This is a genomic window from Bradyrhizobium sp. STM 3557 (genome assembly GCF_045571465.1).
Lineage (GTDB): Bacteria > Pseudomonadota > Alphaproteobacteria > Rhizobiales > Xanthobacteraceae > Bradyrhizobium.
The window spans coordinates 1-21,152 of the sequence record NZ_CP120698.1 but is presented as its reverse complement, the minus strand read 5'-3'; the positions used below and the strand labels follow the sequence as shown (position 1 = coordinate 21,152).

Sequence of the window (21,152 nt, the reverse complement as noted above, 5' to 3'; positions counted from 1 at the left end):
CATGCCCAAACCCTACAGCTCGCGCGAGGTCGCCGAGGCCATCGGAATCAGTGTGGCGACGCTCTACCACAGCCGCCTGAAGCGGCATTTCTGCGATGGCCTGCCGCGACCGATCAGCGAGCGCGGGCCGCTGAAATGGGAGCGCTCCGGCTTTGACGCCTGGCTAACGCGGCACCACCCGGCGCGGCCCAAGGGCTTCGCCAACGACGCCTTTCCGCTACCCGATCCAGCCAGCGAGGAGGAGCACCGCGCCCGCCTGATGGCGGCATATGGGCACATCTCCTGACGACTCTTGACATGGCCGGCTGCGCCGGCCTCCATTTCCCCGCCTCCTCCGCTGCACCGGAGCTAAGTCCATGACCGTCCAACTGCGCTACATCAAATGGCGCGAGGGCCGCCCCCGCCTCGTCAACGGCCCACGCGAGCGCATGCTCGGCTTTACCGATCGCGACCTGCGCCATCCGCCGCACGACAAGAAGGGCCGCCCGGTCGGCCGCTGGTTCTCTTATGAGGAGGCCGCGGAGGTCTCACGCAGCCACGCAGCCGCGATCGCTGAGGCCCGCAAGGGCAAGGGCAAGCGCCGCCGCACGGTGGTGGCCGCCGCGCTGGCGCGGCCGGCGACGCTCGAGGACCTGATGCGCGACTGGTTCTCCTCCGAGGAGGTGCAGGCATTGGCGCCGGCCTCGATCGCGTCCTATCGCAAGGCGATGCGCGCCGTGCTCTACAAGCCGGAGAGCCGCGAGGAGGCCAAGACGCGGCGGCATGACGGCACGCCGGAGGAGGATCGGCCGCGCGAGGAGATTGCGTCCGTGCCACCCAAGGCAATCGGCGCGCCCGAGCTGCGCGTGTTCTTCAACTACCTGAAGGCGCGGCGCGGGCCGCGAGAGCCCGAAATGGCGGCTCGGGACCAATCCGCGGCTCGACATGGAATTCGATCGTCCTGACGGCCGCGTGGTGCTGATCGGCCTCGACGAGTTCGCAGCGGTCGTTGCAGCCGCCGATGCGTTTGGCCGGCCCTCGATCGGCGATGCGCAATATCTCGCTCTATTCACCGGCCAGCGCCTGTCCGACCGGCTCGCGATGAAGGACGAAGGCCTGGTTAACGGGCGCCGGCACCTGCGCCAGAGCAAGACCGGCCAGTTGGTCGAGATCAAGGAGGCGCCGCAGCTCGCGGCGCGGCTGCTGCTGGCGCGCCGCCGCGTCATGGCGCTGAAGGACGAGCGAGGCCTGCCTGAGCCCCCGGCGCAGATCGTGATCGACGAGACCACGGGCCGTTCCTACAACGCCAACACCTATCGCCATGTCTTCACCGATATCCGCGATCTCGCGACCTTCGGGTGGCTGGCGCGTCATAGCCCGCGCGAGGCCATGGCGCGCGCACAGGGGCTCGCCGCCGAGCTCGCCAAAGCCGAGGCGACGCTGTTCAAGGGCCTGCCGGTCGCCAACGATGCGCAGCGCCAGGCCACGCTCGACGCGCGCGCCAGGCGCCTGCGTGATTGGTTCGCCGAGCTCGCCACGCGCGAGGACGCGGGCGCCGGCCGCGCGGCCGCCGACAATGTAGTGGCGCTGCCGATCTGGAAACTGGCGCCATGCCCGGCGCTGGCCTTTATCGACGAGCGCTACGGCAACGCTGATCTGAAGAACGACCAGGACCTGCGCGACACCTGCGTCATGCTGCTCGATCGCGCAGGCAACGACCTGCTATCGATCTGCGACATCACCGGCCACAGCTATCAGTCGGCACAGCTGATCATGAAGAGCTATCGCGCCCGCAACGCCGATCGCGCCGACGTCGCGATGGAAAAGCTTGTGGCTTTCGTCAGTAAGGAAGGCCTGGCGTGACGCGCGTGGTTTAGGGGTCCAGCGGACCCTGCAGGCTGCTGAAATGCTTGGCGTAGTAGTATTCCGGATCTCCGGTAAGCACGCCGGCCATCTCGTCGATCGCCTTCTGCAACGCGCGCTGCGCCAGGCAGCGTGGATCATCGCCCAGCTCGCCGCCATAGGTGAAGTTGCGCACGCGCCCCATCAAGACTAGCAGCTCCTGGTCCCGCAGGCTCGGCTCGGCACGCCGCTCCGCCTCCTTCTGACGGCGATATTCCATGCGGTCCTTCCTCGACATCTCGTCTCTCCGATCGTTCGACGGACAACGAGAACACAAAGAGAACATAGTCGTCAAATCGCGTGCGACTAATAAAAGTCGCACGGCCGGAGAAAAAGTCGCACGGCGAAAACGAGGTCGCGCTTTGTTCCGCACTAAGTGATTGATTTCATTTTGGTGGGGGAGGCAGGACTCGAACCTGCGAAGCCATGAGGCGGCTGATTTACAGTTACCCAAGATATAACAAAATCAATAACTTACGTGTCGCATTCTGACGCATCTGTTCAGGAACTGCTAAGCTTACGAGCATCCGTGATTTACATGATATCACTTTGATGGCTCACTATTCCATTACCGCGAGCAAGACCGATCAACGGCAATCCGCGCGATTCAAAGGGAATAGTTTTGATGAGTACCGACGACGCCCGCCGCGACAACGATCCCCAGCCCCGACCAAAAATCCAGATCATCGGCGAAGATGCGCGTCATCTCATCATAGCAATCAGCATCGACAAGGAATGGCTCGCTGCGCAGTTTGATTTCCTCGTCGCCCTCACGGATTTCGCCGGCCTGCTGCATCCTGACCCTTGAGCGAGGGCCGGTCAGCTCTCCTGCTTGGCTAGCCTCACGGCGCCTGGCCTCGCCCTCGACAGCCTCGCGAATGAAGTCTGCCCGCTTCTCCTTTTCCGCAAGCAAACGGTCAATCCGCGCCAGCGTTCCCTTTGGAAACCTGGCCGGCGTCGCCTCTTCGTTGATTCGCTTGCGTCCCACGGAGACGGATATTTGATTATGTCTTCTTTTGGGTCAAACCGTGCCCCTGATACATCCAAATAGTTGATATCACATATATGACGTCCGATGGGTTGCAGAGACCTATTGGCGCGGACGCTGCCTCGCGGTGTACTGGCTGCGGCCCGATCCATTGAATTCTGGCTCGAGGATCAGGTCATGCCGCAGTACCAGCTGCTCGAGCGCCTTAATGGTCGCCGCATTGTCGGAGTGCTTCTGGTCGAAGTCAGCCAGGATCTCCTTCTTCATGTCCCTGATCTGCCGGATGATCCAGAGGGTCGCGCCAACGACCGTCCCCATGATCAGGATCAGCAGGGTCACCCCGGCACAGATTGCAAGTATCCATTCAGGGCTTACCATCATCGGCTTGCATTCCGTTCCGTCGCGGCCGGCGCTACATCAGTCCCGGGATCGGCGCCAGCTTCGCCATGCCGGCGACGCCAGCCACGGCGGCCGAGATGAATTGGATCACGTTAGCCTGAAACAGCTGCGCCGCCCCTGCGCATGATGTATAGAGCGGTCCTTGCGGTGAGAGGCTGTCGACGATCTCGGCTGACGTCTCAATATCGCTGAACAGCGACGGGTCCGGCTTTGCGGCGTCCGTGCCGTCGGCGTTCTTCAGCCCTTTGCCGTTGGCCTGCTCGTTGATCGCGATGATAGCGTCCCAGCACTGCTTGCGCGTCTTCGAGGCAGGCGTATTAGCGGCACCGGCCATCAGCGACGCATACACGAGATCGTCGTGGCTGGCTTGTTGGATCTTCTGCCAGACCGCCAGCGCATCCTTCTTCAGATTTCCGGTCAACTGCACGCCGGTGGCCGGATCACCCTTGAAGCCGTTCTTGGCATCCTGGATCAGGTCGCCGGTGAGGACCGGGCCTTGCTGCTGAGCCGCCGCTGGCCGGCGCGCCGCTTGCGCCATCGCGCCTCCAGCACTTGCCAGCAAAAATGATAGCGCGAAAGCAACCAGCAACACGGTGGCGACGGAGCCGGTGACCGATCGAACAGCCGCGGCCTTGGAGCCGCTGTCGACAGCCGCGGCATGCGGCAACACCTCGGCTGCAACCGCGGCATCCTTGGCCGTCCTGGTGGCCGTCAGCTTCTTCAGCAGGCCCTCGATTTGTAGATAGCCGGTCGTGGTGAACCATCCCCAGAAGATGCCGGCCAGCGTCATACCGGCGCCGATGAACGCTTCGACGCCGGCACCGTCCTTGATGATGCCGTAGGACGCCAATGCCATCCCGAGCGTCCGGAGAGTGTCGCGCGCGATCTGTGCAGCCCAAGGCTTAACCAGTTCCCAATTCATGTCCTGCTCCTATCCAGCACCATGCCCGAGTGGGTTGGCGCACCACGGCCAAAAGAAATGTGAGGCGAGAATTCCGGCGAAGAGACCCATCAGCCAGATCGACAGCGGCCACGTCGCGCCAACACTCGCGACGCAATGCGAAAGCGTGTTGAAGCGATCGGGATGCCGGAAGGCGAGAAACTCGAACACTACGAAGAACGCGATAGCGAGCAGCGCTCCGACGATCCAGGGAGTGTTCATGGAGCGTTTCCGAGAGCAAACTGAATGAGGGCAACCGCCAGCGGCGCAGCACACGCGACATAGGCCAGCGCGGCGAATTTCGAGTGCGTGAAAACGATGCACCTGAGGAGCCACGCGAGCGCAAGGGCAAACAGCACATAGATCGCGTAGACCACGGCTGTGATGATCCAACCGTGGTAGACCCAGAAGCTGAGATCGATGCAGTCGCCCATCATGCACATCACGCCGCCTCCGCGAACGTGATGGACGGATCCAGCACCATCATCCGCGCGAGGATCGGCGCGCAGCCTTCCTGCACGTCGACCTTGCGGGCATTGAAGACGCCGTCCGCCGTGAACTTGCCGTGGTCATACTGATCCGTGCCTGACCAGACATAGGGTGAGGCGATGCCGCGGATCGCGTAGCCGATGCCGTTGTACTCTTCAAACAGCGTCAGTACGCCGCCGACTGACCAGTCGGTCCAATTCGCTGCATGCGGTGCGCAGTCGATCAGCGCATCGAGACAGCCCCTGGTCCATGCATCACGGCCTGGCGTCACGTCGTCCGCATGCGCCAGGAACGGGCCCCTTCCCTTTGGCTCATGCGTCGAGACAGCATGCAGCGGATCGCCCTGGGCGAGCTGGCGATCCCAATGCGGCGGCCCGCCATATTCCCGCTCGCTGACGATGGCAATGAACCACCACGGCACCGGCTGCAGCTTCAGCTCGACCAGGCGGTCAGTGACGCCCTGATAACGCGCCTTGGCGTCAGGCGCTGATAGCCGCTTTGCGGTGGCGTCGAAGTCGGGGAGCAGATTGGCCTTGATGTGCATCGCGTGCCAGCGCCGGGCGTTGGCTGCCTTGATCGCAAATACCTTGACGCTCATCGGTTCGCCCTCTCGCCTTCCGCGAAAGTGGCGCAGTTTCGGCGTCGTCAACCGTAAGGCGCGATCGGCGGATCATTCCCTGACCTGATGGGACGGCTAACCTCTGTTGCTGGTTGTTGCTCGTTTGCTTCAGTCAATGACAATCTGCGCGATTTACGGTCGCATAATCCAATTGATCGCGTTGAGGTTGCGATGTATGGGTCAAAACATACCTTTTGGGAAAATCGTACCTTTAGGAAGGCGCTTTCGTTCATGCTCGTTTCGGTCCAAGCTTTACGCGCCGTGGCAGCCTTGTCCGTTGTTTTGTGCCATTTCAGTCAAGCACAGCTCATTTTGAGCGGCCACGGCGACGACTGGATCCCGCTCTATTCCCTGGCCAGCGGCGTCGATCTGTTCTTCGTCATCTCCGGCTTTATCATGGTGCACTCGTCAGAGAAGCTGTTCGGCTCGCCGGGTGCGCCGGCAATCTTCTTCGGTCGCCGGCTTTCACGAGTTGTCCCGCCATACTGGTTGGCGACGCTGATCGCGCTGGCGTTCGCCCCCAGCGTCACATGGGCATCTTTGGCTGGATCTCTCTTCTTCGTTCCGTACGTCTCGAATCCCACTTATGGGCAGGCCACTCCGCTGCTCGGGGTTGGCTGGACCTTGAACTACGAGATGATGTTCTACGTCATGTTCGCGGCCACCCTGATGCTCCCGCGCAAATGGGCGCTAGCCGCCGTCGGTCTCGCCCTGGCTATCATGGCCGCGCTCGGCCATTTCGGATTTATAGATCAGCCGACACCGCTTAGGTTCTGGTGCGATCCGATCATCATCGAATTCGCGCTCGGCATGGCGATCGCCATCGCATACCGAAAATCGATCAAACTTCCCGCTCTCGCGCGCACGCTGCTAGTGCTGATTGCGGTCACAATCATCTATGGTTTTCAGCACCACATCGGCGGCGGCGGAATGCCGTCCAATGACCGATTGCTTGTGTGGGGCTTGCCCACTGCCATGATCTTCACAGCCGGTGTGCTCGGGCCATGGCCGAGCGGACATCCGTCTATTCAGCGGGCCGTCGTTGCGCTGGGCGATGCGTCGTATTCGATGTACCTGATTCACCCGCTTGTGGTCACCGCGATCATAACGCAGTGGGCACATCTATCTCACTTTGGTCTGCCGCGCGTCTTGGTGGTTGGTTTCGCAGTGACAATCATCCTGTCCCTGCTTTCGTACAGGTTCATCGAACGGTCAGCGATGAACGGCCTTCGTATCCTCAATTGGACGCAGCGACCATTAACAGTTCGTGAAGCCAGCGTTAGATCCGCAGGATCGTGACCCGGCACCTGAAATGGTGACGGAAGCAAGTGCTGTAGTAGATGACATCAGCATTGCGCCATTGTTATTTGCGAACGACGTGGATCCGATTTCAGTGCCAGTTATCATCGTAAACCTATGATGATTTAGCATGATAGCTGACGAGAGGACGCCACCATCGATATGAGTGATGGCGGACGCGTTGTTGGTGTCATCGATGTAGATCGAATAGGAGTACGTGCCGCTGAAATCGGTCTGAGTGAAATGATTTTCAGCGATAGCTGTAGCACCACCCGGCCCTATGTACGCACCCTGCATGAAGGCAGCACTAGTGCCGACCATGGTGATACCGATGCTGTCGAGCTTTACCCTGACATACCAGTTTGCGCCTTGACTGAAAACGCACTGCTGCCAGCCGCAGATGTAACTGTTTTCTACAAGGCTATCGACACCGTTGTTGACAAGTCCCTGTGCCCCGAACCAGATCCTGGCGTCGCGGATCGTGACAGAGCAGTTTGCCCCGATCTTTACCGCAGGCTGCGTTGAGGTGTTGGTCTGAAAACCTAAGACCTGCAGTTTTTCCAATCCTCCAAGATGCCCGCCTCCTGGGCACGTGCCGCCCGATGTCGAAAACGAGACAGCCATGCTGTCCGTCGACACCTGGATCGAGCTTGCGATTCCGCTTCCTTCTAGCCACACGCCCGCAGAAACGGTTAATCCTGCGCCAGAGACAAGATAGGTTCCAGGAGGAAAAAATACGAACCCGCCGCCATACGTGGAATTCAAATAATTGATGTGGCATTGAATTGCGGATGTATCATCGGCCGCTCCATTGCCTATGGCAGCCGCGCAGCTATGTGCGGGAGACTTAACGTCGAACCAGGGCGCGCCGCCGAAGTATGTATTGCCCTGCATCTGGTTGGTGCCAGATGCAGTAATATTGCCACTGTAAACATGATTCTGATCAGTCGTGACTGTCGCCTGATCCTGGATCGCCGTTCCGAGCGTGCCGCCGAACGTCGTGATATGACCCACCGTTGATGACCCAGGACCGGTAACGTTACCGGCCCCGGCTGGCGTCGCCCATTGGCAGTCGCCGCGCAGGAATGTCGAGCTCGACGCGCCAGTCAAGCCGGGACAGGTGTTCGCGATCGGGAGATTTCCGATCACGCCGGTACCTAGCGGCAAATTCGTTGCATGAGCCAGATCTGCCGACGACGGCTGGCCCAATGCGCCGCCCTGGAAGTACAGAAGACCGGTACCTGTCGGATCAGTCATCGCCGCGCGCAGATTGGCGCTCGATGGCGTAACAAGAAATTGCGCAACACCGTTCGCGAATGACGTCGGAGAGGCAGGCGCAGGCTGCGCGGTAAAGTTACCCCACACCTGCCATGGATCGAGCTGGCCAGTTTGTCCACTCGCAACAGCGGTCGAGAGAGCGCACAGCAACGCGCCGGCAAGCAGCGATGTCAGCCTGGTCATGGGTCGATCACATATTTCAGTGTGGAGGGACGGAGGCGGAAGCCGCCGTAGTTGGCCTTGATCGGAAGCGGGTTGAGACCCTCAATGGTCTCCGCGCCGTTCGGGATGATGCTGATGTTGCGGCCAGCCGCGGCCGCGTGTCCGGTGAAATCCTTGACGATCACCGGCCGTCCCGCGCGCGCGATTGCGGGAGGCAGCTCGATCACGACCGGACCGCCGGACGTATCAACGGCGAGGTAGAGATCGCCGAACTGCACCTGATAGGGCGACTTCGTAATGTCGATCTTAGTCGGCGGCGCCCCGAGCACCGCATTAATCGCCTCGGCCAGAATCGCGCTCGCCGCTGCGATCATCGCCTGCGTGGGATCAGCGCCGAATGCGGAGAGGATGTCACGACGCTGCTCGGCGTCTCGCATGGCAGCCGCATCGTGCAGCCGCGTATGGGTCGCGGCGTCAAAGCTGCGCAAGTTCTGAAAATCGGTTTCTTGCAGCGCAGGCGTCTTGCGCAGAAATGTCAGGGTGCCGGGCGCTGGCGGCAATGCGACCGGTGTTGCCGTGACGAAACCGGTGCCGGCGGCCAGCGCCGCCGCATAGTGGATGCCCAATGTCAGCAGCACCTCTGCGCTACCAGGGGCATCGGCGAGGTAATAGACCTCGACAGCAGCGACGTCCTGCGCCTGCCAGCCCGGCGTGAACGAGGTTTCCACGCCGGTCCAGCGTAGATTGGTCGGGCCGCAGGCTTCCGAGGAGACTGTCATGCCGCGACGCTAAGACCGCAGCAAAGGCGTCAACCGTTAGCCGCCTGTGGCCCTAGTCAGCCTTCGATGATTGGCCCGTCACCAGGCCGTGCCCGACCATGCGAATTTTTCTCGTCAGAAAAATTGAACGCTTTCCGCAGCCCGGTATAATTCTCGAATTCATTCAATAATATAGGAGATATTAAATGACCTACTACACCAACATTTTCGAGAACAAGAAGGGCGAGTTCTATTATAGCGGCATCCTCTTCCACACGCAGGTAGATGCAGAGACCAAAGGTTCGAAACCCCGGAGATCAGGCAGTAAGCATATCGCAGTGGCCATGGTCATCCCAATAAAGGAAATCGACCGTGCGGCTTGCAAGAGGCTTGAGGCGGAACATCAGGCAGCCTTAACGACAATCCCTACCGTCCGAACAGGCTCGGCGCGCGCTCCGGCGTGAGATCGCCCTGATGCCACCAGGAATGCTGGTTGTACTGCTGAATCGCGCGCTGCTCGCGCCGGGCAAAGCTCTGGGCATATTGCGGGTCGATAGCGCGATGGATCTGGTCGAAGATCAGCCGATCGGTCGCCAGCCGCGAGAACCATAGGTTAGAGCCAGGAACGATATGCTTCAGCAGATCGATGCCCGCGCCGATGCCGCCTCCCTTGCCCGTCGCGATCGCATTGGCCGCGCGCGCAGTGTCGTCGACAAAGCCGCCGATCGGGCCCGAGAACTTGCCGATCACGGTGCGATCGGCCGCGCCGGTTACGCCGCCGACCAGGTCGCCGAAATAGCCGGCGCCGCCGCCCTGCACCGCCGACTGCCACCAGAATTTCGGGTTGGTCATATCGATCGGATCCTTGCCCTGCAGCACCTGGCGCGCCTGCACGATCGCCGCGCCGGCGGCAGATGCAGCGTGTAGAACAGCGCATTATTGAGAGCACGGTTGCCGGCAACACCGTCCTTTATCGCCAGCGCCATCATGTGGGTTGTGATCATCGTCATTGAGAACGATTGGAACATCGACAGCGAGCGCGCCACTTCGCCGAGCAGCGAGCCGGAGCGCACGCCACCGGTCGTGAACGCGCGCACTCGGGCGTCCGGCTCCAACACCGCGAGCGCCCGCTCCTGCAGTACCCCTTCGTAGAGTTTGCGCACAACGGGATCATCGACCGCCGTCGATGTATCGAAGAATTTGGCGCCGCGAAAATCGAAGGTCGGGCGTGCGCGCAATTGATCCCATTCGGCCGGCGAGATCCGGTAGCGGTCGAGGAATGACTTGAACGGCGCTTCGAGCGCGCCATAGGCGATGCCGCGCTGCCTGGCGACAAAGGCCATCATCTCCAGCGAGAACGCCTTCTTGATGCCTTCGGTCCACGCGTTGAGGCCGGAGGCGCGTACCACCGTGTCGGAGATCTTGCGCAAGAGCTCGGGCGCTGCCAGCTGATCGGTGTAGCGGCGCGTCGCGATTGCATGATCGCTCATAGCGTGGCCGGTCACGAGCAGCCGCGCTGCGTCTTCCTGGGCTTGCGGGTTCTCGCCCGTCAGCAGCTCGACGGTGCGCGCCAGCACCTTGCCGCCTTCCATGCCATTATAGCGCGCCGCGAGCAGTGCTGTGACGCTGTCGCCGATCGTCGCCGGGATCACCGCCGAGCCAAGCGAGGACGCGGTCAGAAGCGAGCGCGCGCCGCCCATGATGCCGCCCCAGAACGTATTCTCGACGCCGTTGGCCTTACCCGACAGCACGGCATAGGTGCGATCGATAGCACTGCCGCTTTCCAGCCCCAGCATCCGCGCCGGCCGCACTCTGCCCTGCCCCTGTTTGCCGAGCCGCTCCCAGTGCCGCGCGTTCTTCGCCAGCATCGCCGCGGTCGCCGCATGCTGCGGGCCGAGCACGTCGACCAGCGCAGCCTCGCGCGCCATCGCGCCGAGATGGCCGGTCAGAGTGCCGATGATATCGTTGCCAGCGCCGTATTTCGTCTGAAGCGCATCGAACGCTTTGAAGCCCACTTCGCCTTGCGGAAAATGGAAGGTGCGCATCTCCTTGGAGAATGCGGGCGCGCTGCCGGCCTCGGTGATGATATCACGCGCCGCCTTCGCGACCAGCACGCGGATCCGCGCAGGATTGGTGGCGAATTCCTGCGCCTCCTTATCGAACACCTTAAGACCGCCGGCGGCGACAGCATTGAGCACATCGGCCTGAAACGCATCGCCCATGCCGAACCGCCTGACACGATCTGCCGACCAGAACTGCGGCATGCGCCAATTTTCCATCTCCTCGAAGATCTTGCCGGCGCTCTGCACATATTTGCTGCCCCACTCGGTGGCGTCCTGCCAACCCTTGGCGGCTGCCTTGGCGACGGCGTCGCCGCTGTCGACTTCGAACAACTCCCTGACCAGGTTGCGCGCGCCGGCCGCGTTCTGTTTCAATCCGGCCATGGTCGATTTGTAGGCCTCGATCCCGGCGTTGAATTTCGAGAACAGCACCTCCCGCAGCGCCTGGGCACGGGTGTCGACGTTCTCGCCGCCGAGCCGGTAGATGTCGCGGGTTAGGATCGCCATGCCGCCGGCCGCCGGTCCCCACGGATGGCTCATCTGCTCGCGCTCGACTGCGGTCTGCCGCTTGACCTGCATCGCGACCGCATTCTTCTTTCGCCGGGTAGACTGCAGCATCTCGCGCGCGGTCTGCAGCGCTGCGGCCGCATCGGCTTGCGCCGGCGGCAGGTCGAGCGAGAACTTGTTCTGGTAGCGCCGCCACAGTGCATCGGCCTGTTGCGCCGTGACGCGCGAGATCTTCCTTTGCTTGACCAGCCTGTCGAGACAATCGCGCACGCTCATTCGGCAGCCGCCTCCAACCCAATCACACAGGCCCGCAGCTCCTTCGCCGCAGTCTCTTGTTCGCCGAGCTCGGCGAGCACATCCTTCAGCGGCCGGCTATCGAGCCGGTAGCTCCCATCATCGAGCCGCGTCTGCGTCGTGAATTCCATCTCGGGATTTGCGGCGAGCAAATGCTCGAGATCGTGCGCCTGCACGTCGGGCAGATGCGGATCATCCGAAAGCGCCGACAGTTGCTCCCGTGTCAGATCCGACGGCGCAACATTCGGCCCGCCGTCTATCTTCTCGCCAGGATCGAGCCCAACGTCATCCGTTGCGCCGAGCGCTGCGCGCTCCTCAGCCGTTGCGCTTGCGAGCCGATCCTCCCAATAGCTCGCGGCACCCTCGCCGGCTTCCGGCACGCGATCGAAGCTTTCGACGTCGGGTATCTCACCAGACGTCAGCGGCCGTAGCCTGGCCTCGGCGGCCGCAGTCAGCGCATCGGCTTCCTTTGCGCCCCCATCGGTCGCGAGGCTCGCGACATGCGCCGCGTCAAATGACGCACCCGACGTCACGGGCTCGCCATTCGCCGATCGCACCGCATCCGTCACCGCATCGCGGTTTGCGCTCTCGGCCGCCGCACCGGTGAACACATTGCTGGCGTTGAGCTGCGCCTCTGAAGTCGCCGCATTGACGTCATCGCGCAGCGCGGTCGGTAATACACGGCGGCCTGCGCCGAGAGCTTTGCCGAGTAGTCCGAATGCGCCGCCAAGGCCAGCGCCGAACAGACCGGCGCTGATGATCTCGCCCGGGATCTCGGCTGACGATCCAGGAACGGCCGCCTCATGGCTTTTATAGTTCGCGGCGGCATCGATGCCTTCACTGCCGGCGGCAATAACGCCAAACTCCAGCGCACGCAGAGCGATGCCAGCCTCGCCGACGCCGCCGAGCGGCAAGGTCGCGATGGTGACCGGATCAGTCAATCCGCCGAGTACCGTCCCGGAGGCGCTGCCGAATGTGCCGCCCCAGGTCTTTTCCCGCGCAGCCATCGCGGCTGCATCGCCACGCGCTTTGGCCATGCGCACATAGGTCATGCTGTCGAGATCGCGATCAGTCAGCGGCGTGATGTAGTCAAGCCCGGGATACGTCTCCTTGATCTTGGCAAGCCGCGCATTGACCTCGTCGAGGGTGACCGGCGCCATACCGGCCAGGCTCTCCTCCTCTCCCGGTTGGGCGCCTAGTACTGGCAGTGTTTCGCCAGTCTTTTGCCGGATATCCTCGCGCCAGTCGTTATAAACATTCGCGCGCGCGGTATAGAAGGCGCCGAAATTGTGCCACTCCCGGATCGAATTCCAGCTGGCCGCGAATGCCTCGCCAAAGCCAGCCGGCAGGTCGTGCGCTGCGTTGGCCGCCACCTCAGCATCGCTGTTACGGATCGTGCTGTCGAAAACGTCAAGGCTCATGGCGCGAGGCTAGGCCCCACACTGGAACGTCAACCGTCAGGGTAGCGGCGCCGCATTGTCGAACGCATCCGGCATCGGTAGTGTCACCGGCCGACGGTTGCGCAGGTCGAGCACGAAGGGCGCACCGGCTGCCGTCACCGCGAACGCTGGCTTGGCATCATCCTGGTTGAGCTGGACGTAATACTGGCCGTCTGATCGCGCCCGCAGCCGCGCACTGCCGCGCAGAAACTCCGCCGTGATCGGCGTGCCGCCCGTGGTCCGGGCTGCCGCGAGATCCTGATCGGTTACGCCCCAGATCACTCCGTCGAATTCACGCTGCGTCATGCCCCGCTGCGGCGCGATCGCCGGCACGCCATTGTGCCAGACGATGCCTCCGGTAACATCGGTCGCAGCCTGTTTCAGCCGCGACGAGCTCAACACCTTGCTGTTGTCATTGGCCTGCGCCGAGAGATAGGCGTAGCGTGCGTCGATCGCGTCGTTCATGGCAGCGAGCGGCCCATTTGGATCGATACGCCCTGATGTCACGAACAGCGCCGGCGGCAATGCCGTGGTCTTTGCAGTTTCATAGGCTACCCGGTTGGCCTTGTCGGGCAGATAGGTGTCCTCCGCCTTCGCCCCTTCCATGATGCTCTGAGCGATATCGGGCGCCTGGCCAAACAGCCCGGCCGCAAACACGGTCGACGGCTTGCCGTCACTGATCTCGCTGAAGGCAGCCTGTCGCGCCGCCCCCGCTGTGGCTCGCGCGATGGTGCCGATCGCGGCCGCCTGCTGCGCCGGCTCCAGATTGTCGAACCACGGCTTGAACGCGGCGAGCTCCTCCGGCTTGAAGAACTTGAACGCGCCGCCATACTGGTTGTTGGCGGCGGTTGCGGTCGCCGCGCGCGCCGTCAACAACGTGGCAAACTGCGGATCGCGCGCATCCTGGGGCGGCTTCAGGTTGATCACGCTCTGAGGCCCAAGCTGACGCTCGGCGAGCCCAACCGGATTGCCGGTCCGCGCGGTCGCCATTTCGCGGTTGACACCCTGCAGCACGTCGAGCCGCCGCAGCGCCTGTGGATCAAGCTTCCCCTCCGCAGCGGCGGCCTGCATGGCAGCGACCGTCGCGCCGACCTCCTCCGGCGTATGCCGATAGGCCTCCGCGACCAATGGATAGGTTGCTTCCGCCTGCTCGAATTGCCGCAACTTAACCGCGGCATCGATATCGCCGCGCGAGGCTGCATCGATCAGCGGCTGCTTGACCGCCTGCAGCGCTTGCGGATTGACCGCATAGCCCTGCTTGAATGCGCTCGCGATCTCGTCGCGATCAGCTGATGTCAACGAGATCAGCGCATTATCCTGAGTGCGCTGCGCGTTGGCCTGGCGGCGCAGCTCCTGGTCGACCGCCGCGGCAACGCCATACGAGCCGCGGAACGACAGCGACGGCGCGTCCGTATCGACGCCGAGCCGACGCGCCACTGACAGCACGTAGTCTCGCGTCTCCTTGATCGGGATTACGCTGGCGAGCTGTGCCGCCGAATAATGATCGCCGAACTGCGCCCGCGCCGCGGCGTCCCATGCATCGGCCCTGGGCTTGGCGGCGCTGCCCTGACCTGCATTATAGGCCGCCGCTGCGGCAAAGACATTCCCGCCGTAATGTTGCAGCTGGTCGGCCCAGAAGGAGCTGCCGAGCTTCGTGTTCAGCGCCGGGTCCTTCAGCCGCTCCGCCAGCGTTGCATCGTCAAGCGCCGCGATATCATTCATCCCGAGCTTTTTGGCCTGGTCGCGCGCGGTGGCCGGCAACAGTTGCCCGAGACCGACCGCGCCGGCTGGGCTCACGACATTCGGATTGCCGCCGCTTTCCTGCGGAATGATGATGCGGTTGTAGATCTGGTCAGCCAGCGGCCGCGAACTCAGCACGCCATAGCGCGCGGCCGCGACCGCGGGATCGCGCTTGGCGAGATCGTCGCCGCGCAACCGCTCCTGCTCATCATGAGCGACGACTGCCTGCTGTTTCAGGCTCTCACGCTCGAACGGCATCAATCCGGGATATTTCGCGGGATCGTCCAGATTGGCGACCGTCTGCGCCGGGTTCGCCGCCATGTCGCGCGCGACATCGAAGGTTGCCAGCTGGTGGTCGAAGCGCGCTGCCGCGCGCGCGACGCCGTTGGTAGCATCGATCTGTCCAGCGGCGACCGCGGCATCGATGCCTGCGAATGCGCTATCGCGAAGTGCCTTGCGCTCATAGAGGCTACCGGCCTGCGACGAGCGCTGCACCAGGCCATCAGTGGCTGTGTCGAGGCTGGCGACGCTCTGGTTGGTCTGCCGCGCTAGCGCTGCCGCATTGACCTTGCCCTGGGCGGAGATCCCCGCGACCTGCAGATGCAGCCGCATCTCGGCCTGCGTCCTTGGATCATCGACTTGCGCCAGCGCGTCGCCCTGCAGCTGGTTGACCTTGGCCTCGAATTTACGCGGCGCGTTCTGATAGTCGGGATCGTTGACGGCGTCGTCCTGCGCCTGGCTCAGTCCCGTCAAGTAGCTAGCCCGAGCAGTCGACGCCGCGGTCTCTTGTTGCGCGGTGTACAGCTTATTCGTGAACGCCGCGATCTTCTCACCCGCGTCGGCGATCGCCCCCAGCGCCCCGGCGTTGCTGGACCGTTGATCTGACAGCGGCTGAATGACGCCCTGTGGCGCGTCGGGCACCTCGAGCTGTTGACGATAGATCGGCGCTTCACCGGCCATCAGTACAGGCTCCCGGTCGTGTTCCAAGGATTGCCGATCGTCGTCGTTCCGAAAACCGATCCGGCTGCTCCGGAGAACATGCTCGACAGGCTCGACCATGGCGCGCTGCCTGCCGACAGCAGTGTCGTGGCTGCGCCGAAGATGCCAGAGACGCGATCTGTCGTGGCCTCATTTTCCTTGTTCACGGCGGCCCACTGCTGGTTCGCAGCCTGCCCGAACAGATTGGCCGACTTAGTCAGGCCTTCGGCGTAACCGGCTTCGCCGCGCGCGGCCGCCAGCGCCATATCGGTGGCGCCCTGGCCGGCCGAAAAGCCTTCCAGCGCCACCGGCGAGCCGAGCGCTGGATTGATGTTGTGGCCAGTGAAATAGGACGTTGCCGCGGCATTAGTCGATTTCACCTTGCTCGCGATCTGCCCCGCCTGCCAGGCGCCTTGGGTCAGGCTCTGCCGGGCACCGATTTTCGCCACCTGTGCCTGGGTGTCCGACAGCTCGGCATTCGCGCGATCCTGTTTGGCCGCCAGCTCGGCCGCATCGGAGGCTGCGAAGCCGGAAAACAGCTTGGAGGCTGCGCCAAGACCGGCGGCCGCGAACGGCAGCAATGGCCACATCAGTCCGCCTCCTCGATCACGTCGGGCACGATCGCGCGTAAGGTGATCGGCATCGCATCATCGCCCTTCAGTTCCGTCACCACGCTGCGCGAGCTGGTGCCGGTTACCTGCATCAGGATCTCGCCAGTGAACAGCTTGACCGCAGCGCCGTAGTCATCGGCGCCGGTCTCGATCAGGTCGTCGAACGGCGTATCATCATCACCGGCATTGCGATTGTCTTTCGGGTAGGTCAGGCGCACCTCGCCGCTCGCCGCGTTCAGCACGTCAACGATGACGGTGTTCGCGCGCTGCATCTTGCCGCGCGAGCTACCGCCCGGGATTTGCAAGCTACGCGGCAGGTCGGTGACGCGCCAGCTGATCGGCTCACCGGCCACAACGCTGGATGCGGCCCGATCAAGCATGATGGACCCTCCGACCACCTTCTTTCGCTGCTGCATGGCACCATCAGCGAACACCGCCACGGTTTCGCCCTCAAGGTGGTCGAGGCCGGTAATGGTGGTGACGGGAGCGCCGCTGTAGCTCAGTCCGCAATCGACAAACCATGCGCCATCAGCTGTCGGGTTCGCCGGATCGACAGGCTGAAAGAACGGCTGCATCAATTCGATATAGCGCCGTGTCTGCCCGTTGATGACGCGCCGCACGATCAGGTAGACGTCGACGCGACCGCCGTCGAGCGACGGCAGCGCAGCGATGTCCTCAACGAACGCATTGACCATCGGATGCCGGTGGAGCGCGATAACCTTCTGCTCACTCATGAAGGTCATGCCGGCAAGCGTGCCGTCCGACAGCACCATCCACAGCACCTTGTTCGGATTCTTCTGCCAGGCAGTGGCGACGACGCCGGCCTTCGGAATATGCCGGGCCTGCGCCGAGACCTCCTGCGGATCGAGCTGCTGCGTCAGTTGGTTGAAGCGGACGTACAACAGCTGCTTGCCCGTCGAGCTGACAAAGATCACCCCCCGGTCGACCTTCGTGGCGATCTGCGCGATCGAGCCTTCCTGACTGTCTGGCACCGGGTCGATGGTCTGGGCCTGTAGGATATCGTCCGAGGCTGGCGCGCGTAGCATCCACTCCAGATCCGACGTGCCAAGCACCAAAATGCCCGATGATGCCATCCACTTGATCTCGACAAGCGAGCCGTCCGGCGATGTCAACGAGATATCCAGCGCACTGGTCGCGTCAGCGGTCAGCCAGAAACTGGTCTTGTTGGCAGGCTGCGTTCCCCACAACCGGTTCAACCGCGTGAAGATGAAGCGCTGCTGATGTTGCAGGACGAAATCCGGCCAACCAAGACCATCGCCCCACGACGGGGGCGACCAGCGATAGGACGGCTGCAACAAGGCACTGTCGGGCAGCCGCAGGATCACGGTGCCGCTGGCATGATTGGGATCAGCCACCGCCGTGATCCGGATGAAGCCGTAATACAGGCTGTAAAATCGCCAGATCACGCCACCATAGGCGGCGTCGCCGGAGGTGTGCGTCGGTGGCGCAGCGCCGGCGTTGCCGTCGCTGGCCGCCTGATAGATGTTATCGCCCCAGCGGCGCAGAACCGGCGGGGCTCCGGGGACAGGCGCTTGTGGCTGGATCGTGATAATCGAATAATGCAGAGCGGTGCCGGCGACAGAGACGATCCTGATCCAGAGATTGTTCCAAGTGCTCTCAGGCGGTGATGCAAAATAGGCGTTGATCACCGTCGGGTTGCCGGTCAACGTCGTCTGGATTGAGCCGAGTAGAACACCAGAACTATCCGCGCTCGGCGCGGCACCCTGCGATCCATATGCCTCGATTTGAACGATCGCGGTCCCGTCACCCAACCCGACGCCGGCCAAAATCGCGAAACGCGAAATGGCCTGGGGCGCGTTCCAGTGAAAACCGATGTAGCAGGTGACATCCGTTTTTGTCGCCGCGGTGGAATTATCGCCATCGGTCACGTTGGCCGGATTGGCCATGTCACTGAACTGAACAGGCTGTTCGACGCCGGCATGTTCGCCACCGGCCGGGAGATCGCTTCTTGCGACGTCCATAACGTCGTCAGCGAGGCATTGGCCTCATCGAGACGCATCACACCGCCGAGCCAGCTCGCCGAAAACGGATTGTTGACGCCGACCAGATTGATATTTCCGGTCACGGCCGACGGCATGACAGTAATCGTGGTGTCCAGATTTTGCGGGTCGACCGGCCCGTTCTGCGGCAGGTATTCCGCGAGCGACCAATTGTTATCGGTAGCACGCGTCAGCACCTGCATGCGGCCGCCGGAGACTGTATAGGTCACAGTCGCCCCGAGCGGCGCCCCGCGCAACGTCGGCAGCTGCGCCGCAGACCACGGGATGGCCATCTCATAGGGAGCGCCGGCGGCGCCGATGAAGCTCGCATCTCGCATCACGCGCATTTTGCCGCCGTTGAACACCAGCATGTAATATTGATTGCTGGCGTAGCGTAGCGGCCACACAGCTTGCCCGTTTGCGTCTCATCCTTGAGCTCGAGCACAAAACGGGTGCCAGGCCGCCGCGTCATGGCGCCCTCGATCAGCGTCACCATGTTTTCCTGGCGCGCGACACCGGTCTGGTAGGTACGCAGGTCGGTGGCAGCAGACAATTCCGGCGAGATCTCGCCAGAGGCAAACGAGCTTTTCTCGACGTTCTCTCGCGTCGGCATCAGGGACGGCCCCAGCGACCGACGCGACGCGCGCGTAGCCAGGACGTGTCGCGCGAGATAGTGCGACGGGATTTCTCCTTGCCGTCGATCAGAGCAGCGTCGCTGACGGCCGCCGCCGCCAGTTGAGCTTCGCTCTGCGCCTTGGCTGTCGAGCTGACCACAAGTGGCGCAATAGCCGCGGCGAGCTCGTGGCGAAAGCCCTTAAGGAATTGCCCCGACCACAGTCGCACATCGACGATGCAGCGGGTGTAGCAGATCTCCGGCGCTGCATCATTGGTCGACAGTACCTTCACATTGGCATCGCTTCCGGGGGGGTCCGCGGCCGCCGTAATCACCTCCCAGCTGTCGGCCCCGCTATGTGCGACATAGCGCACCTGCAGGCAGTCCGACGGCAACAGAAAGCGGTTGGCGAATTTGCCAGGCCAGCCGCCAACTGGCGCTACTGCGGCAGCCGGCCGTGCGTAGGCGGTGGCAAAGCCCCATTCGTGCTGCTGCAGCAGCGCGTCGCGCACCGTGCCAAAATTGACGCGGCAGGCGCGTGCGCGCGCGGTGTTGTCGGAAAACGACGTGATCGGTGGCTGCCCGAGATCGGACAGCGCCAGATTGGCCGCATCGACTTCCGTGCCCGCGCGCGCGACCATCGTCAGGCCTTCTTGAAGATGATCTCGTTATGCACAAGTGCTGCGGCGCCGGCGGCAGCGCCGAGCGTGACAAACACGTCAAGCATGCCGCCAGGATCGGATGCCAGGCCGGCGAGCTGCCATGCGCGCTGGATGTAGTTCGTGACCGCCACCGCGCTCACCGCCGAAAATGTGCCACCGAGATGCACATCGACCGATGACATCAGGGCCTTCGGCGCGCCGGTGAAGCCGAGCGAATAGTCCGTCAGTCCTGCCGTCGCCGGCACGAAGACATTGCTTCGCGGCGAGATCAGCGCATTCGACGGCACCTTGCCGACATAGTAGACCGACGTCGCGCTGTCGCCGTTGGCGATCGAGATCTGCGAGTTGATGGATTTTTCCGTGCCTTCGGCAAAGACCGCCGACACCGGGTTGAGGGCCGCCGGATCCTTGTAGCCGGTGCCGTAACCAGTCACCACAGCCATGTGATTTCCTTTTTCGAGTTGAGACGAGGATGACGATGGATGCGCCGGCGCGCGGGGCGCCGGCGCCGGGTCACATCTTCAGTTGCAGCTTGATGACCTTCGCGTCTTCCGACCGCGCCGCACCCCACCAGTTTTCCATATAGGGATGCAGCCGGTATTTCTTCGCCGGGTTCGGCTCTGCGCGGGTCTCCAGCGGCCAGAAGTCGCCGTAGTGCATGCCACTCTTGCACCAGATCGATCCGAGGAAGTTCTGAGCATCGTAATTGCCCAGGCCCTCATAGGAGACGAACTTGACGCCGGCGACCTCATGGACAAGCTTCTTGTCATTGTCGACATAGGCCATCTTCGCCGTATCGGTGTTGATGGTCAGGAGGTCGTTGTACAGCTCCTCATGGCCCTGGGCGTTGAGGCACCCCCAGAGATCCTCGCTGTCGAGATCGATGTAGAACGCGCGAAACAGGCGCTTGGCCCGCTGGATCTTTCGTAGATTCATGCCAACGGCGGTGGCGCCGTCCGCCGATCCGACCGTGTTCGGCACGATCTTGTTAGTCGGGTCATAGGCCGACACGGTCGCGCCATCCTTGCCGATCAGGCGGTTACCGAACAGCGCCGACGCGAACACGGTATCGCGGCCGCGCACGATAGCAGCGGCGCCGGACTGCACGAAAGGCGACTGGAAATCGGTCAACGCCTTAATCATCTTCCTTCTCGATCAGCTTGCCCCATTCGATCTGATGCGGCACCACGCCAACCGGCTCGACATTGTCATCGATATTCGGGGTGTCGCCGCCGCGGTTGCCGTCGATGATGGCAGTCGTCGGCATGATCAGCGTTTCAAAGATCATCTCACGGCCCTTCCAGTCGCCGTGATAGGTGAAGCCCTGTTCGAAGCGCGAGGTTTTCTGCTGAACCGCAAGCTGGACGTTGCGGCTGTACTCGATCTTGTGGGCGTCGGTGACAGGCCCTGACAT

26 protein-coding genes are annotated in these 21,152 nt (G+C 62.7%); 5 read left to right on the top strand and 21 right to left on the bottom strand.

The features are described 5' to 3' along the window. Position 1: 1 nt before the first annotated feature. The 3 genes from P6U24_RS36505 to P6U24_RS36495 all read left to right on the top strand — a co-directional run bounded on the left by P6U24_RS36505 (position 2) and on the right by P6U24_RS36495 (position 1,842). Entirely contained in the window at positions 2-286 is a 285-nt protein-coding gene (locus P6U24_RS36505) for a hypothetical protein (RefSeq protein ID WP_407155207.1), read from the top strand. Between the two features lie 70 nt (positions 287-356). Continuing rightward, positions 357-944: a hypothetical protein gene (locus P6U24_RS36500; protein WP_407160824.1), complete on the top strand. Its 588-nt coding sequence runs from the start codon at positions 357-359 to the stop codon at positions 942-944. Continuing rightward, on the top strand, positions 925-1,842 hold the full coding sequence (locus tag P6U24_RS36495; protein ID WP_407160849.1) for a hypothetical protein: 918 nt from the start codon (positions 925-927) through the stop codon (positions 1,840-1,842). Before P6U24_RS36500 ends, P6U24_RS36495 begins: the two co-directional genes overlap by 20 nt. A gap of 10 nt (positions 1,843-1,852) precedes the next feature. Here the strand turns inward: P6U24_RS36495 and P6U24_RS36490 are convergent, their stop codons facing one another. The 7 genes from P6U24_RS36490 to P6U24_RS36460 all read right to left on the bottom strand — a co-directional run bounded on the left by P6U24_RS36490 (position 1,853) and on the right by P6U24_RS36460 (position 5,295). Next, on the bottom strand, positions 1,853-2,119 hold the full coding sequence (locus tag P6U24_RS36490) for a hypothetical protein (RefSeq protein ID WP_407155209.1): 267 nt from the start codon (positions 2,117-2,119) through the stop codon (positions 1,853-1,855). Positions 2,120-2,488: 369 nt separating this feature from the next. Further along, a complete protein-coding gene (locus tag P6U24_RS36485) occupies positions 2,489-2,869 on the bottom strand; it encodes a hypothetical protein (protein ID WP_407160848.1) in 381 nt (126 codons plus the stop codon). A 102-nt stretch (positions 2,870-2,971) separates the two neighbouring features. After that, positions 2,972-3,208: a hypothetical protein gene (locus P6U24_RS36480; protein WP_407155161.1), complete on the bottom strand. Its 237-nt coding sequence runs from the start codon at positions 3,206-3,208 to the stop codon at positions 2,972-2,974. A gap of 73 nt (positions 3,209-3,281) precedes the next feature. Continuing rightward, positions 3,282-4,190 (bottom strand): hypothetical protein, encoded by a 909-nt coding sequence (locus tag P6U24_RS36475; protein WP_407155162.1) that lies wholly within the window; start codon positions 4,188-4,190, stop codon positions 3,282-3,284. Positions 4,191-4,199: 9 nt separating this feature from the next. Further along, positions 4,200-4,430, bottom strand: coding sequence for a hypothetical protein (locus P6U24_RS36470; protein ID WP_407155163.1), 231 nt, complete (start codon positions 4,428-4,430; stop codon positions 4,200-4,202). Continuing rightward, a complete protein-coding gene (locus P6U24_RS36465; RefSeq protein ID WP_407155164.1) occupies positions 4,427-4,651 on the bottom strand; it encodes a hypothetical protein in 225 nt (74 codons plus the stop codon). Before P6U24_RS36465 ends, P6U24_RS36470 begins: the two co-directional genes overlap by 4 nt. Continuing rightward, on the bottom strand, positions 4,651-5,295 hold the full coding sequence (locus P6U24_RS36460) for a hypothetical protein (protein ID WP_407155165.1): 645 nt from the start codon (positions 5,293-5,295) through the stop codon (positions 4,651-4,653). Before P6U24_RS36460 ends, P6U24_RS36465 begins: the two co-directional genes overlap by 1 nt. Positions 5,296-5,547: 252 nt before the next feature. Here P6U24_RS36460 and P6U24_RS36455 point away from each other — a divergent pair, with 252 nt between their 5' ends. Continuing rightward, positions 5,548-6,615: an acyltransferase family protein gene (locus tag P6U24_RS36455; RefSeq protein ID WP_407155166.1), complete on the top strand. Its 1,068-nt coding sequence runs from the start codon at positions 5,548-5,550 to the stop codon at positions 6,613-6,615. Here P6U24_RS36455 and P6U24_RS36450 read toward each other — a convergent pair. Both P6U24_RS36450 and P6U24_RS36445 read right to left on the bottom strand, forming a co-directional pair. After that, positions 6,574-8,076, bottom strand: coding sequence for a glycosyl hydrolase family 28-related protein (locus P6U24_RS36450; protein ID WP_407155167.1), 1,503 nt, complete (start codon positions 8,074-8,076; stop codon positions 6,574-6,576). The genes P6U24_RS36455 and P6U24_RS36450 overlap by 42 nt on opposite strands. Beyond that, positions 8,073-8,834, bottom strand: a complete 762-nt coding sequence (locus P6U24_RS36445; protein ID WP_407155168.1) for a hypothetical protein — start codon at positions 8,832-8,834, stop codon at positions 8,073-8,075. The genes P6U24_RS36450 and P6U24_RS36445 overlap by 4 nt, the downstream gene beginning before the upstream one ends. Before the next feature lie 185 nt (positions 8,835-9,019). On the opposite strand from P6U24_RS36445, the gene P6U24_RS36440 reads away from it, so the two are divergent. Further along, positions 9,020-9,277 carry a hypothetical protein gene (locus P6U24_RS36440; protein WP_407160847.1) on the top strand — a complete coding sequence of 86 codons (258 nt, stop codon included), beginning with the start codon at positions 9,020-9,022 and terminating at the stop codon, positions 9,275-9,277. On the opposite strand, the gene P6U24_RS36435 is transcribed toward P6U24_RS36440, so the two are convergent. From P6U24_RS36435 to P6U24_RS36380, 12 genes are all read right to left on the bottom strand, one after another. Next, complete coding sequence (locus P6U24_RS36435) at positions 9,240-9,665, bottom strand: hypothetical protein (protein ID WP_407160846.1); 426 nt, start codon at positions 9,663-9,665, stop codon at positions 9,240-9,242. The two genes, P6U24_RS36440 and P6U24_RS36435, sit on opposite strands and share 38 nt — an antisense overlap. Continuing rightward, the gene (locus P6U24_RS36430) at positions 9,662-11,656 is read right to left on the bottom strand and encodes a hypothetical protein (RefSeq protein WP_407160845.1); all 1,995 of its coding nucleotides are present in this window, start codon (positions 11,654-11,656) and stop codon (positions 9,662-9,664) included. Before P6U24_RS36430 ends, P6U24_RS36435 begins: the two co-directional genes overlap by 4 nt. Then, positions 11,653-13,095, bottom strand: coding sequence for a hypothetical protein (locus tag P6U24_RS36425; protein WP_407160844.1), 1,443 nt, complete (start codon positions 13,093-13,095; stop codon positions 11,653-11,655). The genes P6U24_RS36430 and P6U24_RS36425 overlap by 4 nt, the downstream gene beginning before the upstream one ends. Positions 13,096-13,131: 36 nt before the next feature. Continuing rightward, the gene (locus tag P6U24_RS36420; RefSeq protein ID WP_407160843.1) at positions 13,132-15,813 is read right to left on the bottom strand and encodes a transglycosylase SLT domain-containing protein; all 2,682 of its coding nucleotides are present in this window, start codon (positions 15,811-15,813) and stop codon (positions 13,132-13,134) included. Then, entirely contained in the window at positions 15,813-16,421 is a 609-nt protein-coding gene (locus P6U24_RS36415; RefSeq protein WP_407160842.1) for a hypothetical protein, read from the bottom strand. Before P6U24_RS36415 ends, P6U24_RS36420 begins: the two co-directional genes overlap by 1 nt. Continuing rightward, positions 16,421-18,370, bottom strand: coding sequence for a hypothetical protein (locus P6U24_RS36410; RefSeq protein ID WP_407160841.1), 1,950 nt, complete (start codon positions 18,368-18,370; stop codon positions 16,421-16,423). The genes P6U24_RS36415 and P6U24_RS36410 overlap by 1 nt, the downstream gene beginning before the upstream one ends. Continuing rightward, a complete protein-coding gene (locus tag P6U24_RS36405) occupies positions 18,349-18,810 on the bottom strand; it encodes a hypothetical protein (RefSeq protein ID WP_407160840.1) in 462 nt (153 codons plus the stop codon). Before P6U24_RS36405 ends, P6U24_RS36410 begins: the two co-directional genes overlap by 22 nt. Then, positions 18,801-19,076: a hypothetical protein gene (locus P6U24_RS36400; RefSeq protein ID WP_407160839.1), complete on the bottom strand. Its 276-nt coding sequence runs from the start codon at positions 19,074-19,076 to the stop codon at positions 18,801-18,803. The genes P6U24_RS36405 and P6U24_RS36400 overlap by 10 nt, the downstream gene beginning before the upstream one ends. After that, positions 19,076-19,717, bottom strand: coding sequence for a hypothetical protein (locus tag P6U24_RS36395; protein ID WP_407160838.1), 642 nt, complete (start codon positions 19,715-19,717; stop codon positions 19,076-19,078). The genes P6U24_RS36400 and P6U24_RS36395 overlap by 1 nt, the downstream gene beginning before the upstream one ends. Before the next feature lie 2 nt (positions 19,718-19,719). Beyond that, the gene (locus P6U24_RS36390; RefSeq protein WP_407155178.1) at positions 19,720-20,181 is read right to left on the bottom strand and encodes a hypothetical protein; all 462 of its coding nucleotides are present in this window, start codon (positions 20,179-20,181) and stop codon (positions 19,720-19,722) included. A gap of 70 nt (positions 20,182-20,251) precedes the next feature. Further along, a complete protein-coding gene (locus P6U24_RS36385; protein WP_407160837.1) occupies positions 20,252-20,881 on the bottom strand; it encodes a phage capsid protein in 630 nt (209 codons plus the stop codon). After that, positions 20,874-21,152 (bottom strand): phage capsid protein, encoded by a 279-nt coding sequence (locus tag P6U24_RS36380; protein WP_407160836.1) that lies wholly within the window; start codon positions 21,150-21,152, stop codon positions 20,874-20,876. The genes P6U24_RS36385 and P6U24_RS36380 overlap by 8 nt, the downstream gene beginning before the upstream one ends.